Raw genomic sequence first — 16232 nt, 5'->3', positions numbered from 1 at the left:
CGCGCACTGCATCTAGGTGCCCGCAAAACCCTGCTCCAGGCGCCCGCGAGGCCTTCGCCATCAGCGGTCACGCCGGCGGCGCGGGCGCTGACGTGGGCAGTCGTATTCATCCGGGTTACGCTCCATAAGCATTGTTTCGGGTGAAATGCGAAAGCCACTGTTCGCCGGGAGACCAGACTGATGCTCACTCGCACCGTCCTTGCCGCCTCCGCCGCCGCGCTGCTCGCGTCCGCCACCGGCGTGTCCGCCGCCGCGGCGTCGACCGATCTCCACCCCGCGCGCCCCGCCGCCGCACCGGCCGCCCTCAAGCCCTGCGCGGAGAAAACGCTGACGGTGAAGGCGGCCCCGTCGGGCCAGGACCACGTCCTGCGCCTGAGCGTTAAGAACCACTCCTCGCGCGCCTGCCTTGTGGAGCGCGTGCCGCTGGTCACGTACGGCGATCTGGACGGGGCCGCCGTCCCGTTCCCGCTCTCCGGCAGCTCCACGTACAAGCTCGACGCCGGGAAGACGGCCCACGCCGCCGTGCGGTCCCTGTCCGCGAGCGGCGACAGCGACACCCGGTCGGTCGGCTACATCGAGGTGGCGGCGAATCCGGAACACCACGGCAAAAAGTTCACCGCCGCCTCACTCTCCGAGTCGGGCGGACTGCGGGTCTGGTCGCCGGTGACAACTCTGTGGCAGCCGACGCGGGCCCTGGCGGACGAGGCTCTGGCCGAGTCCGACGGCGCGGGGGTCCTGAAAGTCTGACCCCTCGCCCACCTGGCATCAGGCCGCGGCGCGGACCGCGAGAAGCGAGGCGTCGTCCTGGAGCCGGCCCTCCGCGTGGCGGAGCAGATCGGCGGCGAGGGCGTCAGTGAAGTCTTCGAGGGCCGCGTTCCCCAGGGCGGCGGCCCGCTCCGCCAGCGGGTAGAACGCACCGCGCGCGTCCCTGGCCTCGCTCACCCCGTCCGTGTAGAGCAGCATGCACTCCCAGGCAGAGGCCGGCACCGGCTGGGCGGCGCACCATCCGGAATGCAGGTCGAGCAGGCCGAGCGGCGGCGCGGGCGCGGGGACCGCGGCGTGGACGGCGGCGCCGTCGCGCAGCAGGACGGGCGGCGGGTGTCCGCAGCAGACCAGTTGGGCGGATCCGTCGGACTCGACGCTGAGCAGGGTCGCCGTGACGAAGCGGTCGGGTTCGTCCGAGTGCGCGACCAGAGAGTGCAGCCGTACGGCGATGCCCTCCAACCGCGCCTCGCAGGCGGCGAGATCACGCCAGGCGCGTAAGACGCTGTCCGCGGTGCGGGCGAGCGCGCGACCCTTGCCCATGACGTCACCCATCAACAGACGCGTGCCGTAAGGAGATTCAACGGCTCCGTACACGTCGCCGCCCGCCCCCGCGGGGTTTCTCTCCACCGGCGCGGCGGTGGCGTTCGCCAGGTGCCGCGCGCTGACGCGCAGCGCGCCGACCTGCTCGGGGAGAGGAGAGACCGGCTGGGAACGGGCAGTCATGCGGGGACCTTCCGGGGTGCGGCCGGACGTGCTGCCCGACGTGACGCGCCGCGCAAGTCTAGCCAGTCGAGTGCTCCCGGTAACCGATTGTCACCGAATCCGTCCCGCCGGATCCCGGCACCCAGAGGCCGTCAACTTCACACTGGATCAAGCCAGTTCCCGTAACCGTGCGGTGGGCCCCTCAGTCGGTGAGGTCGGCTCGGAGCGTCAGCAGGTTCGTGCCGAGGGCGCGCACGGCGGCGCTGTTGTACCGCGGCAGGTTCTTCAGCCGCGCGCGGGCGTCGTCGTCCGGCAGCAGATGTGCCGTGCCCGTGTGCCAGCGTCCCTTGATCCGGACGCGGATCTTGGGGTCGGCCTGGATGTTGCGTACGTACTGCGACTTGTCGCCGTACTCGGACACCCACCAGAACTCGCGGCCGACCAGGCTACCGCCGACCGGGGTGCGCCGGGGCAGCCCGGACGTGCGGCCGGTGGTCTCCAGCAGGATCTGGCCGGGGAGCCGGGACAGGAGAGGGTTGCCGATACGCCGCTGGAACGACGTCACGGCCCTGAACTTGAACTCGCGATACTGCGACATACACGTCCCTCCGCCGGCACTGTGACGTGACTACCTGGCTTGACATTGACACCCGCCGCACTCTAGTTGAAGGCTCCCCTCCCTGAAGGGAGGAGATTCTCCACCCTCCAGGGCTGAGCGGGGATTTACGGCTCAGGCCGCCACCCGAGCCGGCGGCTCAGGTGGTCTTGCGCCCTCAGCACCGTCCGGGTTCCAACCTGCCCGGACCAGCATCACGCGGGCGGAGTTCTTGTCCCGGGGGGACACGGCTCCGCACACGGTGCAGGCATACGTTCTCATCGAGAGAGGGAGTGCGTGCTTGGTTCTCGCTGCGCACTGCGCACATTGCATCGTGGTGTGCGCCGGGTGCACGAGACGGACGTCCCGTGCGTGTTTGCGGCCCATCTCGACCAGGGCGCGCTTCGTCGCGGCGATGGCGGCGTCGGCCGCTGTGCGGGCCATCGTGGTCTTCGCGAGGAACTTCGGCCGGAAGTCCTCCACCGCAACCCCGTCATGGCCACGCATCACGGACGTGGCCCACTTGCGGCCGGTGTCCTCACGCTGCCTCGCGATCTTCTTGTGCACCTTGGCGGCCTGTGCCTGCGCCTTCCGATAACCCTTGGATGCGGGCTGCCCTTTCGGGCGCCGGCGCCGGGCCATCATCCGCTGGTACTTCGCGAGCCGCTGCGCGGCCCGCCTGCCGTGCCCGGCATGCGGGAGGTCGTAGGCGTCATCCGTGGTGGTGGCCGTCTCCTTCACACCCCAGTCCACCCCGAGAACCCGCCCGGTGGCGGGCAGCGGTTCGCTCTGCGCGGGAGCGACGAAGGACACGTACCAATGCCCAAGCGTGTCCTGGTACACGCGCACGCTCGACGGGTCGGCCGGAAGGTCCCGCGACCACACCACGCTCAGCACGATCCCGCCCGCGAGGTGCACGCGGCCGTCCTTAAGCCGGAAACCGCGCTTCGTGTAGTTGAGGGTGGGCCGCGCCTCCCGTTTCCTCTTCCAGCGGGGCATCCCCGCCCGGCGGTGCTGCGCAAGCCCGTCCTTGATGTCCTTCAGCGCCTTCGCCCTCGACTTGGCGAAGTCGCGGATCACCTGCTGCTGCGGCACGCACGCGCCCTGAGCCAGCCACGGCGTCACTTTGCGGGCCTCGGTCAGCAGCTTGTCGAGCTGGGCCGGACCGCACGTCAGCTTCTCGCCGCCCGCTCTGCTCTGCGCGTGGAGGTGCCTGGACTTGGCCACGCACTCGTTCCACAGCCACCGGCAGCGATCCCACTCGGCGTCGAGCGCGCGCCGGGCCGTGGCCGACAGGCGCACACGGAAGGTGTACCGGGCATGCCCGGTGTCCTTCGTGGTCGCTCCACTCGTCATACACCCGAACCTACCCGGGAGGACTGACAGTCGAGAGTTCTTGACCGCTGTCGGCACGCTCACCCCGACACGCGGTGGACAGTCTTTCGCCCCGGGGGCGAAACCCCTACTTCCCGTCCTGCCCCGCAGGAGTCCGATAACTCCCCGACCTGAAGACCGGAGCATCCTCGGAGGAACCCGGTGACCCGGCGGACCGGGTCAGGCAGGCGCCTTGGCCGGGGCCGCGGCGGCGGGTGCAGGGCGGGGCAGCGCCAGGGCCGCCGCCACCGCGAGCGCCCCGACGACCGCGGCGGTCAGCCAGCCGTGGCGGAACGCGGTGAGGGCCGCTTCCGCCGTGCGGGGCTCGCCGATGAGGCCGACCATCACGGCCACACCGAGGACGGAGCCCGTCTGCCGGGCCATCGTCGTGACCGCGGACCCGGTGGCGAACCGGCCGGGCGGCAGTGCCGTGGCCGCCGCTCCCACGAGGGTCGGCAGGGCGAACCCGACTCCGACGCCGGTGATGAGCATGCCGGGCAGGAACGCGGCGGCGTAGTGCGGTGCCGTGTCCAGGGCGAGGGCCCACCACACGAGACCGCCGGCGAAGAGGAGGCAGCCGGCTGCCGCCGTGCGGCCCGCACCGAGGCGTCGCACGACGGGTCCTGACGCGATGGCGAGCGCGGGGACGACCAGCGGTCCGGGCGCGATGGCCAGGCCCGTGCGGATCGCCGAGTAGCCCCACACCTGCTGGCACCACAGGACGGAGGTGAGCAGCATCGCGGCGAACGCCACCGTGAAGAGGAGTGCGGCGAGCGTGGCGAGCGCGAAGGCGGGGATGCGCAGGAGCGGGAGTTCGACGATGGGGACCGGGTGCCGGGCCGACCGCAGCCAGAACGCCGCGGCGAGGATCACCGCGGCGGCCAGCGAGCCGAGCACGCGGCCCGAACTCCAGCCCCACACCTCGGCCTTGACGAGGCCGAGCGCCAGGGAGCCGATGGCGAGAGTGAGGAGGACGGCGCCCGCCAGGTCGGGCAGCGGGCCGCTGCGGTCGGGGCGGTCGGCGGGCAGCAGCCGGACACCTGCCACGAGGCCGGCTGCGCCGACGGGCACGTTGACGAGGAAGACCCAGCGCCAGTCGGCCTCCACGAGCAGCCCGCCCGCCACAGGGCCGAGGCCGGCGGCGATGCCCCCGATGGCGGCCCAACCGCGAATGGCGCGCGGGCGGCGCTCCGCCGGGGTGGCGACGAGCAGCAGCGCGAGCGACGTCGGCATGAGGGCGGCGGCGCCCGCGGCCTGGAGGGCACGCGCCGCGACGAGCCAGCCGACGCCGGGGGCAACGGCGCACAGCGCGGAGGCGACGGTGAACACTGCGAGCCCCAGGAGGAATCCGCGGCGGTGTCCGTATCGGTCGGCGAGGCGTCCGGCGGTCACGAGCAGGGCCGCGAACACGATCGCGTAGGCGTTCAGGACCCAGGACAGGGAGGCGAGCGAGGCGTCGTCGAAGGAGGTGGCGAGGGCGGGCACGGCGACGTTGACGATGAACAGGTCGAGGTTCACGACGAAGACGCCCGCGGAGACGATCCACGCGGTGGCCGAACCGGTCCTGCCAGAGGCCGGCCAGCCCGACTCCGAGCCCGATCCCGGCCCCGAACCGGAGGCCGAAGCGGCGCCCGAGCTCCCGGCGGATGCGTCCGCCGCACCGGCTGAGTTTGATTTTCCAACCATCATGCACGGCAACCTAGCGTGAGCGAGTTTGATATGACAACCCTGCAGTTGGGCACGGCAGGTGGATGCTCGCCGCCCTCACCCCGACGCGCCGTGTCGTCCCCGCTGCCGACCGCGCACCCCGCCGTAACGTCCCTCGCGCCCACCCCCGAGCGAAGGACCAACCCTCCATGCGCACCCCCATCGTCCGACTCGCGGCGCACGCCGTCGTGGCGCTGAGCGGCCTCGCCGGACCGGCCGCCACCCCGGCGCAGGCCACCGACAACGTGCGGTGCCACAACACCGTCAAGCGGGACCTGGTCGACCCGTCGTCGGGTCGCACCTGGCCCGGGAGCGACGTCATGTACTGCAAGCTCACGCGCGACCACGTCCCGGTCCACGCGAGCCGCTCCCCCAGTTCCCCCGTGGTCGGCTACCTGGAGCAGGGCGGCGCGGCCAACTGGTTCGTCACCGAGTTGAAGGGCGAGACGTACCGGGACGGCGCCGGGGAGAACGACTGATGGGCCGGCACCCAGGCGGACAACGGCCGTTGGGGCTGGACGCCCGAGGTCTACTTCGCGGGCGGCGGCAACTACGAGGACGACGCGGGTCTGTTGGTGCCGGGTTCCTACACCTGCGCAATCACCTGCGCTCCCGTGCCCTTCTGGGCGCGCTGACCCCGCGGCGCACCGGGGGTGGGTTCCGGATTGCCCCACCCCTCTTCGGCACCCCTCTTCGGCACCCCCGGTTCGACAAGCCCGCCCATGATCATCAAGACTGAGGATCATGCGATTCGGCGTGAACCTTCTCAACTTCGGCTCCGGCACGACCCCGCGAACCCTTGAGCGCCAGGCGACGGACGCCCGCGCGCTGGGCTTCACATTCGCGATGATCTCCGACCACATAGCCGTCACCCCCGACGTGCACGAGGTGTACCCCGCCCCGTTCTACGACCAGTTCGTCCTGGCCGCGCATCTCGCGGGGCGGGTCCCGGGGCTTCGGCTCGGCACGACCATCACCGTCATCCCGTACCGGCACCCGCTCCAGACGGCGCGGCTCGCGGCCAACATCGACCAGCTCAACGACGCCGGGTTCATCCTCGGCGCGGGCGTCGGCTGGTCGGCCGCGGAGTACCGCGCGCTGGGCGTCCCGTTCGAGGAGCGCGGCGCCATCACCGACGAGTACCTGGCCGCGATCCGCGCCGCCTGGGCGCAGGACCCGTGCGCCTTCGAGGGGCGCTACGTCTCGTACGAGGGCATCCGTACGGCCCCCGCCCCCGCTGCCGCGCAGCTGCCGGTCTGGGTCGGCGGTGACTCGCCCGCCGCGCTGCGCAGGGCCGCGCGCCTGGGCGAGGGATGGCACCCCTTCATGCCGACCCTTCAGGGCCTGCGCGCGAAGCTGCCGGTCGTGGCCGCCGAGGCCGAGAAGGCCGGCCGGCCCGTACCGGAGCTCGTGCCCCGGCTGCAGATCGCGCTCGGGGAGCGGCCCGACGCCGATGACCGCCCGCTCGGCCACGGCAGCGTCGACCAGGTCCGCGCGGACCTGCACGCGCTGGCCGAACTCGGCGCCACGCACGTGCTGTTCGACACTTACCCGGGCGGCCCGGTCGCGCGCGCCACGGCCGACGAGGACCGCCGCGTCCTGGAACTCCTCGTGGAGAAGGTCGTCGATCCGGCCAGGGGCGACGTGCGCTGACGTCAGGCCCCGTAAGTAGTCCGACCGCCCCTCGACGGTTGCCCCCCGCCCAGGGCGCCTGTCTCCGCGCCCTGGGCATCGATTCACCGAACTTACGCAAGCAGACTGCAAGTCTTGCGCTAATCTTGCGTTTTATGACACGGAGACTTGCTCAGGTGGCACAGAAGGTCGGCGTCAGTGAGGCGACGGTCAGCCGGGTGCTCAACAACAAGCCGGGCGTCTCGGAGGCCACCCGGCAGGCCGTGCTCACGGCCCTGGACGTCCTGGGCTACGAGCGGCCGACCCAACTGCGCGGCGAGCGCGCGCGCCTGGTCGGGCTCGTCCTGCCGGAGCTGCAGAACCCGATCTTTCCCGCGTTCGCGGACGTGATCGGCGGCGCGCTCGCCCAGCAGGGACTCACTCCCGTCCTGTGCACCCAGACCAACGGCGGCGTCTCCGAGGCGGACTACGTGGAACTGCTGCTCCAGCAGCAGGTGTCCGGCGTGGTCTTCGCGGGCGGCCAGTTCGCCCAGGCGGACGCCCGGCACGAGCACTACCGGCTGCTCTCGGAGCGCAAAGTCCCCGTCGTCCTCGTGAACGCGGCGATCGAGGACCTGGGTTTCCCCTGCGTCGCGTGCGACGACGCCGTCGCGGTCGAGCAGGCCTGGCGGCATCTGTCCCTGCTGGGGCACAAACGCATCGGGCTCGTGCTCGGCCCGGACGACCATGTGCCGTCGATGCGCAAACTCGCCGCCGCGCGGGGCGTGGTGCGGGCCGCCGGCGGGACGCTGCTCGAGGACGCGGTCGAGCGGGCCATGTTCTCGCTGGAGGGCGGCCAAGCGGCGGCGGCGCGCCTCATGCGGCGCGGCATCACGGGCATCATCTGCGCGAGCGACCCGCTGGCGCTCGGCGCGGTGCGGGCCGCGCGGCGCGAGGGTCTGCGGGTGCCGGACGATATTTCGGTGGTCGGGTACGACGACTCGGCGTTCATGAATTGCACGGAGCCGCCCCTCACCACCATGCGCCAGCCGATCGAGGCGATGGGCCGGGCCGCCGTCGAACTGCTCGTCACCCAGATCCAGGGCGGCTCGGTGACGCCCGGTGAGCTGCTGTTCGAGCCCGAACTGGTGGTGCGCGGCTCCACGGCGCAGGCTCCGTCCGGCACAACCGAGGCGTAGTCAATTTTTTGCGGTGTCTGCACGACATCTTGCGGGCACCTTCTCGCGGTGGTTGAGTGTGCCGCGCCCCGGCTGCGCGGTAGCCGTAGGCCTTCCTGCGGTTGTCGTCAGCCGTGGGCCCTCCATGCTCATGCCCGAAGGGGACCACCGATGAGAAGCTCCTGGTTCCGCCCTACCTGCCGTAGCTCCGCGGCCGCGGTCGCCGCCGTGCTCGCCCTGACCTCCCTCGCCGCCTGCGGCACCAGCAGCAGCGACGACAGCGGGTCGGGCGGTGGCTCGAAGGCCGACATATCGGCTCCCCTGGATCCGAAGACCAAGGTCACGCTCACCATCGACTGCATGCCGCCGGCGGCGAAGGCGGCCGAGCTCAGGGAGTGGAAGGAGGACGTCAGGGAGTTCAACAAGAAGTACCCGAACGTCACGATCAGCGGGAAGTCGACGCCGGGCCAGTGCGAGGAGCCCGCCCGCTTCACCGCCCAGCTCAAGGCGAAGTCCCAACCGGACGTCTTCTACACGTACTTCACCGATCTCCAGCAGGTGCTCGACAACAACGGCGCCGCGGACATCACCGCCTACGTGACGCCCAGGACCGTGCCGGCGCTGGACTCCATCGACGGGAACGTCCTCGGCGTCCTCAAGAAGGACGGCAAGCTCTACGGCCTGCCCACCAGCAACTACACGATGGGCCTGCTGATCAACCGCAAGCTCTTCGAGCGGGCCGGACTCGACCCGAACAAGCCGCCGACGACCTGGGAAGAGGTCCGGACCGCCGCCAAGAAGATCGCCGGCCTCGGCAACGGCATCTCCGGTTACGGCGAGTACAGCGCGGAGAACACCGGCGGCTGGCACTTCACCGCGGCGATGTACGGCCTCGGCGCCGACGTCGTCTCCGCCGACGGCAAGAAGGCCGCGTTCAACGACGCCACCGGCAAGCAGGTCGCCCAGCAGCTGCACGACATGCGCTGGAAGGACGACAGCATGGGCAAGACGCAGCTGCTGAAGTGGGGCGACCTCCAGAAGCAGATCGCCTCCGACAAGCTCGGCATGTTCCTCGCCGCGCCCGACGACATCACGTACATGGTCCAGCAACTGGGCGCCGAGTACGAGAACTTCGGCATGGGGTCCATCCCCGGCGGCAGGACGACGCTCTTCGGCGGCAACGACTACATGATCAAGAAGGGCTCGTCGCCCGACAAGATCAAGGCCGCGATCGCCTGGCTCAACTTCAAGACCCTCACCCCGGGCAAGGGCCAGTTCCAGTGGGACCGCACCAAGGCGGACAAGCTCCCCGTCGGCCTGCCGCAGCCGAACTTCTTCACCGGTGACACCAAGGCCAAGGACCTCGCGTCCCGTACGAAGAACGCGACGATGCCCGTCGAGAACTTCAAGCCGTTCCTGGCTAACACTGTGCCAGGCAAGGCCGAGCCGCCGAAGGCGCAGGAGATCTACAAGGTCCTCGACAACGTGATGTCGGGCGTCCTCACCAACCGCAACGCCGACATCGACAAGCTGCTCGCCACCGCGGAGCAGCAGGTCAACCAGGTGCTGGCCAACCGGTAACCCACGGCACCGGCATCCCGAGGAGCGACCATGTCGGCCCCCACCGTGTCCAAGAGCTCGCCGGCGCCCGCACGTGCGCCGCACCAACTCCCGGTGCGGCGCGGCTCGCTGGCGCGAGCGGTGCAGCGCAATCTCTCCGCCCACGGCTTCCTGATCGGCGCGGTGCTCTGCTTCTCCTTCTTCTCCTGGTATCCGATGGTCAGGGAGTTCTTCCTGGCCTTCCAGAAGAACAAGGACGGCAGGACCACCTGGGCCGGCTGGTCCAACCTCTCCTACGTCTTCAACGACCCGGCGTTCTGGCAGGCCTGGCGCAACACCCTCCTGTTCACGGGGCTCGCGCTCGTGCTGGGCTTCGCGGTGCCGTTCCTCGTGGCGGTCCTGCTCAATGAATTCCGGCACGGCCAGGGCTACTTGAGGATGCTCGTCTACTTGCCGGTGATGCTTCCGCCGGTCGCCTCGGTCCTGCTGTTCAAGTACTTCTACGACCCCGGCTACGGTCTGTTCAACCGGATCCTCGGCATCTTCGGGATACCCGACCAGCAGTGGCTGCAGTCCACGAGCACGGCGATGATCTCCGTGGTCATCGCGGCGACCTGGATGAACATGGGCGGCGCGACCCTGATCTATCTCGCCGCGCTCCAGGGCATCCCCGGCGAGCTGTACGAGGCCGCGGAGCTGGACGGCGCCGGACTGTGGCGCAAGATCTGGCATGTGACGATCCCTCAGACGAGCCTGATCCTCTCGCTGATGTTCCTCATGCAGATCATCGCCACGATGCAGGTCTTCACCGAGCCGTTCCTGCTCACCAACGGCGCGGGCCCCGAGGGGTCGACCATGACCGTCGTCTACCTCATCTACCAGTACGCCTTCAACTTCAACAACTACGGCGGCGCGGCAGCCCTCGGCCTGGTCCTGCTCGTCCTCCTCGCGGGTTTCTCCGCGGTGTACGTACGCCTCAGCCGCACCCAAGAAGACTGACCGGCACGGGAGTTCAGATGGCTACCGACACGATGCGCCCCCGGACCCTGATCTCACCGGCCCAGCTCGGCAGGCGGCGCGGCAAGGTCGTCTACTGGTGCGTCTTCGCCCTGGTGATGGTCCTCTTCACCCTGGTCTTCCTGGGGCCGATGTACTGGATGGTCAGCGGCGGCCTCAAGACCACGCAGGAGTTCGTCAAGGCCCCGCCGACGCTCGTACCCACCAGCGTGCACCCCGGCAACTACGGGGACGCGTGGCGGGTGATGGACCTGGCGAAGCTGCTCGGCAACACGCTGTACTACGCGTTCGGCGCGCTCGCCTTCCAGCTCGTCCTCGACGTCGCGGCGGCCTACTCACTGTCCAAGCTGCGTCCCCTGTTCGGAAACGTCATCCTCGGGATGATGCTGGCGACGCTCATGATCCCGGCGACGGTCCTGGTCGTGCCGCAGTACCTGACCGTCCTCGACGTGCCGGTCTTCGAGCGCAATCTGCTCAACAGCCCCTGGGTGATCTGGCTGCCGTCCGTCACCAACGCCTTCAACATCTTCCTGCTCAAGCGGTTCTTCGACTCGATCCCGCAGGAGCTGCTGGACGCCGCGTCCATCGACGGGGCGTCCGCGCTGCGGACCCTGCGGTCCGTGGTGCTGCCCATCTCGCGGCCCATCCTGGGCGTCGTCTCCATCTTCGCGGTCGTCGGCGTGTGGAAGGACTTCCTCTGGCCGATGCTGACGCTTCCCGACCCCGGCAAGCAGACCCTGAACGTCGGCATCTACTCGCTGGCGAGCGGCGTCCCGGAGAACTGGCTGATCGCCGCCCTCACCATCGCGTCACTGCCGACCCTGATCCTGTTCCTGCTGTTCCAGCGCAACATCATGAGCGGTCTCACCGCGGGCGGCCTCAAGGGCTGACGGCCGCCGCCCCCTCCCCCGTACGCCGCCTCAGTGACGGCGCGCCCCGGCACGCCCTCCTGCCCGAAAGGACCTCTACGTGGCAGCCCCCCATTCCTCAGGCACCGGCGACTGGTGGCGTTCCGCCGCCATCTACCAGGTGTACGTACGCAGCTTCGCCGACGGCGACGGCGACGGCACGGGCGATCTCGCGGGAGTCAGAGCCCGGCTGCCGCACCTGGCCCGGCTGGGGATCGACGCGATCTGGTTCACCCCCTGGTACCGCTCCCCGATGGCGGACGGCGGTTACGACGTGGCCGACTACCGCGCGATCGACCCGTCGTTCGGCACGCTGGCCGAGGCGGAGAAACTCATCGAGGAAGCTCGCGACCTCGGCATCCGCGTCATCGTCGACGTCGTGCCCAACCATGTCTCCGACCGGCACGCCTGGTTCAGGGCCGCGCTCGCGGCGGGCCCCGGCAGCCCCGAGCGCGAGCTGTTCCATTTCCGGCCCGGCCGGGGCGCGCACGGCGAACAGCCGCCCAACAACTGGCCGTCCCAGTTCGCCGGCGAGACCTGGACCCGCGTCCCCGACGGCGAGTGGTACCTGCATCTCTTCACGCCCGAGCAGCCCGACCTCAACTGGGCGCATCCAGCCGTGCGCCACGAGCACGAGGAGGTACTGCGGTTCTGGTTCCAGCGGGGCGCGTCGGGCGTACGCGTCGACTCGGCGGCGCTGCTCGCCAAGGACCCGGCGCTCGCCGACGCCGCCGCGGACGACACGAGCGGCTATGTCGACCGGGACGAGCTGCACACGATCTACCGCTCCTGGCGGGCCGTCGCCGACGAGTACGACGGCGTGCTCATCGGTGAGCTGTGGGTCCCCGACCCCGAGCGCTTCTCCCGCTATCTGCGCCCCGACGAGCTCCACACGGCCTTCAACTTCGACTTCTTGTCCCGCCCGTGGGACGCGGCGGAGCTGCGTGACTCCATCGACATGACGCTGGCCCACCACGCGCCGGTGGGGGCTCCCGCGACCTGGGTCCTGTGCAACCACGACGTGACGCGGACGGTGACCCGCTACGGCCGGACGGACACGACGTTCGCGTTCGCGTCGAAGCGCTTCGGCACGCCCACGGACCTGGCCCTCGGCACCCGCAGGGCGCGCGCGGCGGCGCTGCTGTCGCTGGCCCTGCCGGGCGCCGTCTACCTCTATCAGGGCGAGGAGCTGGGCCTGCCCGAGGCGGAGGTACCGCCCAGCCGCATCGAGGACCCGATGCACTTCCGCTCCGGCGGCACCGACCCGGGCCGCGACGGCTGCCGGGTGCCCCTGCCCTGGACGCGGGACGGTTCTTCGTACGGCTTCGGGTCGGCCGGGGAGCCCTGGCTGCCGCAGCCGGCGGACTGGGGAACGTACGCCGCCGCACGCCAGGACGCCGATCCCGGCTCGATGCTCTCGCTCTACCGCGAGGCGCTGCGCCTGCGCCGCTCGGAGCCGGGCTTCGGCGACGGGCCGATGCGCTGGCTCCCGAGTCCCCCTGGCGTGCTGGCTCTTGCCCGGGGCGAGGGCCTGGTCTGCGTCGTCAACTTCGCCGATCCGGCCGCTGCGCTCCCGCCCTGTTCGCGTCTCCTGCTGGCCAGTGGCCCCTTGGACGGCGAGGGGCGGCTCCCGCGGGACACGGCGGTGTGGCTGCGCGTTTGAACGGCACGCCCGGGAGGACGTAGGTATATGCCAGAAGCATCACCGCACCGGGTGTTGCCAAACCCCTTACGGGGCCTGTCCGCCTGTGCAAGAGTCATTACCGGTCCTTCCGTCAGTCTTGGTCGTGCCGCGCCTGTATCGGAGTACGCCATGTCACCCCATGTCTTCGCGGACCGCCCCGCCGCCCAGCCGCCGGAGCACGGTTCGGTCGACGCGCTGATCACGCAGACGCGTCGGCTGCTCGGTGACGTCGACGCCGTGCGCCGCGAGGCCGTCTCGGACGACGGTGACCCCGAGCGACGCTGGCAGCGCGCCCTCTACGAGCTGGCCGTGCACCAACTCAGCGACCTCGACAAACACTTGGCGCAGCTGCGCGACGGGCCACCGCGTCCGGCCGTGGACTCCCTGAGTCCCGAAGCGCGCGGCTCCGCGCCGGCCGAGCCGCAGAGCGGTTCTCTGCTCAGCCGCGTGGGCAGCGCCGAATGGAATCTCCTCACCGACGAGGCTAGCTGGTCCGGAGAGCTGTTCCAGATCCTCGGCCGCAGCCCGGGTGCGCCCCCGCTGACCCTCGACGAACTGCCGTCCGTCGTGCACACCGATGACCAGGCCATGCTGACCAGGATGGTGACGGACTGCCTCATCGAGGGGAAGCCGATCGACGGCGAGTTCCGCATCCTGCGCGCCGACGGCACCGCCCGGACGGTGCACATGATGGGCGAGCCCGTGCTCGACGCCGACGGCTCCACCGCGTCGATGTGGGCGGTCCTGCGCGACGTCAGCGAGCTGCGCCGCACCCAGCGGACCGTACGCGAGACCCATGACTCGCTCCAGCGCCGGCGCCACATCGAGCAGACGGAACACCGGCTCGCTGTCGAGCTCCAGGAGGCCGTACTGCCGCCGTGGCGTGGCTCCCTGCGGTTCTCCCAGGGGACGCCGCACGACCTCGACCTCGCGGCCCGCCATCTGCCGTCGTCCACGGGCGAGCTCGTCGGCGGCGACTGGTACGACGCCCTCGAACTGCCCGACGGACAGACCTTGTTGAGCGTGGGCGGCCTGACCGGACACGGCGTGACCGTGACCTCCGGCATGGCGATGCTCCTCGGCGCCCTGCGCGGCATGGCCGTCACGGGGACCCGCCCCGCCGAGCTGATGGGCTGGCTCAACCAGCTGACCGACACCTCGGTGCAGCCGTCCCTGGGCAGCGCGGTCTGCTGCCGTTACGATCCCCGGTCGCGCACCCTGACCTGGGCGCAGGCGGGACACCCCGCCCCGCTGCTGTTCCGCGACGGGGTGGGGCGTGCGCTGACGCCGCCGGAGGGCGTGCTGCTCGGAGCGACACCCGGTGCCACGTACGGGCAGGCCGAGGAGTCGCTCCGCGCCGGCGATCTGCTGCTGCTGCACACCGACGGCCTGGTCCCCCACCGCAGCGGCGCCGCGGCGGCGAACAGGCTCCTCGATCTCGCGCCACGACTCACCGAGGCCGCCACCGCACAGGATTGTGTGCGGACGGTCTTCGAGGAGCTCGCCGCGTACGAGCGCACGGACGAGGCCTGTGTGCTGGTCGCCAGGATCGGCTCCTGACGCGGACAGTCATGTGTTGAAGTCGGTCATGTGTTGACGTCGGAACGCGTGCCCCGGAGGGTCACGCCTGGGCGCGCTTGCCTCCCGTGGACTTTCCGGGGACCTTCGGCAGCGCGAGCTTGATCTCCTCACGAAGGTCCACGATCTTCGGGTAGCTCGCGTACTGCCCGGTGAGCCGGTACATCTCGCGGAGCCGGTCCCAGGTGCGGTGGGAGGAGTTGGCCCCCATCGACACCAGCGCCAGGCGCGCGTACCGGTCGGCCTGCTCCGGGTCGTCGGCGATGAACAGGGCCGACGCGAGCGAGATGTAGTCGAAGATCTGCGACCGCTGCCGTCCGTTCGCCCGCAGTTCGAGGGCTTCCTTGGCGTGGCGCTGTGCGGTGTTCGCCGCGGCGGGCTCGTGGTCGGCGAGGGTGCGGTAGGCCAGGGCCTGCATCCCGTGCAGATCCGCCTCGTCGAACATCTGCATCCAGCTGGGCGGCGGTACGTCGCCCCTGTCGGAGACGAAGAGGTCCTCCGCCTGGCCGAGGGTGCGCCGCATGGCCTGGCCCTTGCCCATCGACGCCTGTGCCCAGGCCTCGATGGTGTAGAGCATGGCGCGGGTACGCGGCAGGGTCGCGTCGCCGGAGCCGGACTTGGCGAGCTTCATGAGATCGAGGGCGTCGTCGGGCCGGCCGAGGTGCACCATCTGACGGGCTGCCCTGGACAGGGCCTCCCCGGCGCGCGGCCGGTCGCCGCCCTCCCGCGCCGCGTGCGCGGCGATGACGAAGTACTTCTGGGCCGTGGGTTCGAGGCCGACGTCGTGGGACATCCAGCCCGCGAGGACGGCCAGGTTGGCGGCGACGCCCCACAGGCGCCGCTGGAGATGGTCGGGGTGCCGGTAGCTGAGCATGCCGCCCACTTCATTGAGCTGGCCCACCACCGCCTTGCGTTGCAGACCGCCACCGCGGGCCGCGTCCCAGGCCCGGAACACCTCGACGGAGCGCTCCAGTTCCTCGATCTCCTGCGACCCGATGGGGGCGGCCTCATAGCGGTCGTACCCAGCGGGGTCGGCGTGCAGGGAGTCTTCGAAACGTGGGGCGTCGGCCGCGAGGGCCGGATCGGTGTGCAGCCAGTCGTGCATGGCGCCGCTGAGTGCAGATCCTGCGGCGAGCGCGGCACCCGCGCCCACCAAGCCGCGTCGGTTGAGCATGAGGTCCATTCCCGTGAATTCGGTGAGGACCGCAGCAGTCCGCTCGGGCGCCCATGGCATTCCGTCGGGGTGTTCCACCGCCCCGGCGTCACGCCGTTTCCCGGTGCGCCCGTGCCGGACCAGACCGAGGTCCTCGATGGTCACGACACGGCCGAGTCGCTCGGTGAACAGCGCCGCCAGCACCCGTGGCACCGGATCGCGCGGGATCTCTCCCATGTCGATCCAACGCCGCACCCGTGAGGTGTCGGTCGCCAGCTGTGGGTGGCCCATGGCCGCCGCCTGCCGGTTGACCAGCCTCGCGAGCTCCCCCTTGGACCAGCCGGCGAGGCCGAACAGGTCGTTCAGGCGGGTGTTGGGTTGTCCGTTCACGTCAAGCCCC

The 16232-nt window shown here is 70.6% G+C and carries 14 protein-coding genes; 9 read left to right on the top strand and 5 right to left on the bottom strand.

What is annotated here, in order from left to right:
* The first annotated feature begins 180 nt into the window (after nt 1–180).
* Nucleotides 181–747: a DUF4232 domain-containing protein gene (locus OG456_RS35660; RefSeq protein WP_266568350.1), complete on the top strand. Its 567-nt coding sequence runs from the start codon at nt 181–183 to the stop codon at nt 745–747.
* A gap of 18 nt (nt 748–765) precedes the next feature.
* Here the strand turns inward: OG456_RS35660 and OG456_RS35655 are convergent, their stop codons facing one another.
* The 4 genes from OG456_RS35655 to OG456_RS35640 form a co-directional block, all read right to left on the bottom strand.
* On the bottom strand, nt 766–1488 hold the full coding sequence (locus tag OG456_RS35655) for a PP2C family protein-serine/threonine phosphatase (RefSeq protein WP_266568348.1): 723 nt from the start codon (nt 1486–1488) through the stop codon (nt 766–768).
* Between the two features lie 181 nt (nt 1489–1669).
* The gene (locus OG456_RS35650) at nt 1670–2065 is read right to left on the bottom strand and encodes a nitroreductase/quinone reductase family protein (RefSeq protein ID WP_266568346.1); all 396 of its coding nucleotides are present in this window, start codon (nt 2063–2065) and stop codon (nt 1670–1672) included.
* 132 nt (nt 2066–2197) lie between these two features.
* Complete coding sequence (locus OG456_RS35645; protein ID WP_266568344.1) at nt 2198–3418, bottom strand: transposase; 1221 nt, start codon at nt 3416–3418, stop codon at nt 2198–2200.
* Between the two features lie 198 nt (nt 3419–3616).
* Nucleotides 3617–5125, bottom strand: coding sequence for an MFS transporter (locus tag OG456_RS35640; RefSeq protein ID WP_266568342.1), 1509 nt, complete (start codon nt 5123–5125; stop codon nt 3617–3619).
* Between the two features lie 167 nt (nt 5126–5292).
* Between OG456_RS35640 and OG456_RS35635 the strand changes: the two genes are divergently transcribed.
* The 8 genes from OG456_RS35635 (at nt 5293) to OG456_RS35600 (ending at nt 14661) form a co-directional block, all read left to right on the top strand.
* Nucleotides 5293–5622, top strand: a complete 330-nt coding sequence (locus OG456_RS35635) for a hypothetical protein (protein WP_266568340.1) — start codon at nt 5293–5295, stop codon at nt 5620–5622.
* Between the two features lie 265 nt (nt 5623–5887).
* A complete protein-coding gene (locus OG456_RS35630) occupies nt 5888–6796 on the top strand; it encodes a TIGR03619 family F420-dependent LLM class oxidoreductase (protein WP_266568338.1) in 909 nt (302 codons plus the stop codon).
* Between the two features lie 134 nt (nt 6797–6930).
* Nucleotides 6931–7953 (top strand): LacI family DNA-binding transcriptional regulator, encoded by a 1023-nt coding sequence (locus tag OG456_RS35625; RefSeq protein ID WP_266568336.1) that lies wholly within the window; start codon nt 6931–6933, stop codon nt 7951–7953.
* 150 nt (nt 7954–8103) lie between these two features.
* Nucleotides 8104–9513, top strand: coding sequence for an extracellular solute-binding protein (locus OG456_RS35620; RefSeq protein ID WP_266568334.1), 1410 nt, complete (start codon nt 8104–8106; stop codon nt 9511–9513).
* A 30-nt stretch (nt 9514–9543) separates the two neighbouring features.
* Nucleotides 9544–10491 (top strand): carbohydrate ABC transporter permease, encoded by a 948-nt coding sequence (locus tag OG456_RS35615; RefSeq protein ID WP_266568332.1) that lies wholly within the window; start codon nt 9544–9546, stop codon nt 10489–10491.
* A 32-nt stretch (nt 10492–10523) separates the two neighbouring features.
* Nucleotides 10524–11399 (top strand): carbohydrate ABC transporter permease, encoded by an 876-nt coding sequence (locus OG456_RS35610; protein ID WP_266569534.1) that lies wholly within the window; start codon nt 10524–10526, stop codon nt 11397–11399.
* A 79-nt stretch (nt 11400–11478) separates the two neighbouring features.
* Nucleotides 11479–13080 carry a glycoside hydrolase family 13 protein gene (locus tag OG456_RS35605; protein WP_266568330.1) on the top strand — a complete coding sequence of 534 codons (1602 nt, stop codon included), beginning with the start codon at nt 11479–11481 and terminating at the stop codon, nt 13078–13080.
* Between the two features lie 150 nt (nt 13081–13230).
* Nucleotides 13231–14661, top strand: coding sequence for a PP2C family protein-serine/threonine phosphatase (locus tag OG456_RS35600; protein WP_266568328.1), 1431 nt, complete (start codon nt 13231–13233; stop codon nt 14659–14661).
* 61 nt (nt 14662–14722) lie between these two features.
* On the opposite strand, the gene OG456_RS35595 is transcribed toward OG456_RS35600, so the two are convergent.
* Entirely contained in the window at nt 14723–16222 is a 1500-nt protein-coding gene (locus tag OG456_RS35595) for a hypothetical protein (protein ID WP_266568326.1), read from the bottom strand.
* Nucleotides 16223–16232 lie beyond the last annotated feature (10 nt).

The sequence above is a fragment of the Streptomyces sp. NBC_01446 genome (assembly GCF_026340095.1).
GTDB lineage: Bacteria > Actinomycetota > Actinomycetes > Streptomycetales > Streptomycetaceae > Streptomyces > Streptomyces aureus.
The sequence above is the reverse complement of the archived record's forward strand: the minus strand, read 5'-3'. Positions and strand labels throughout refer to the sequence as shown.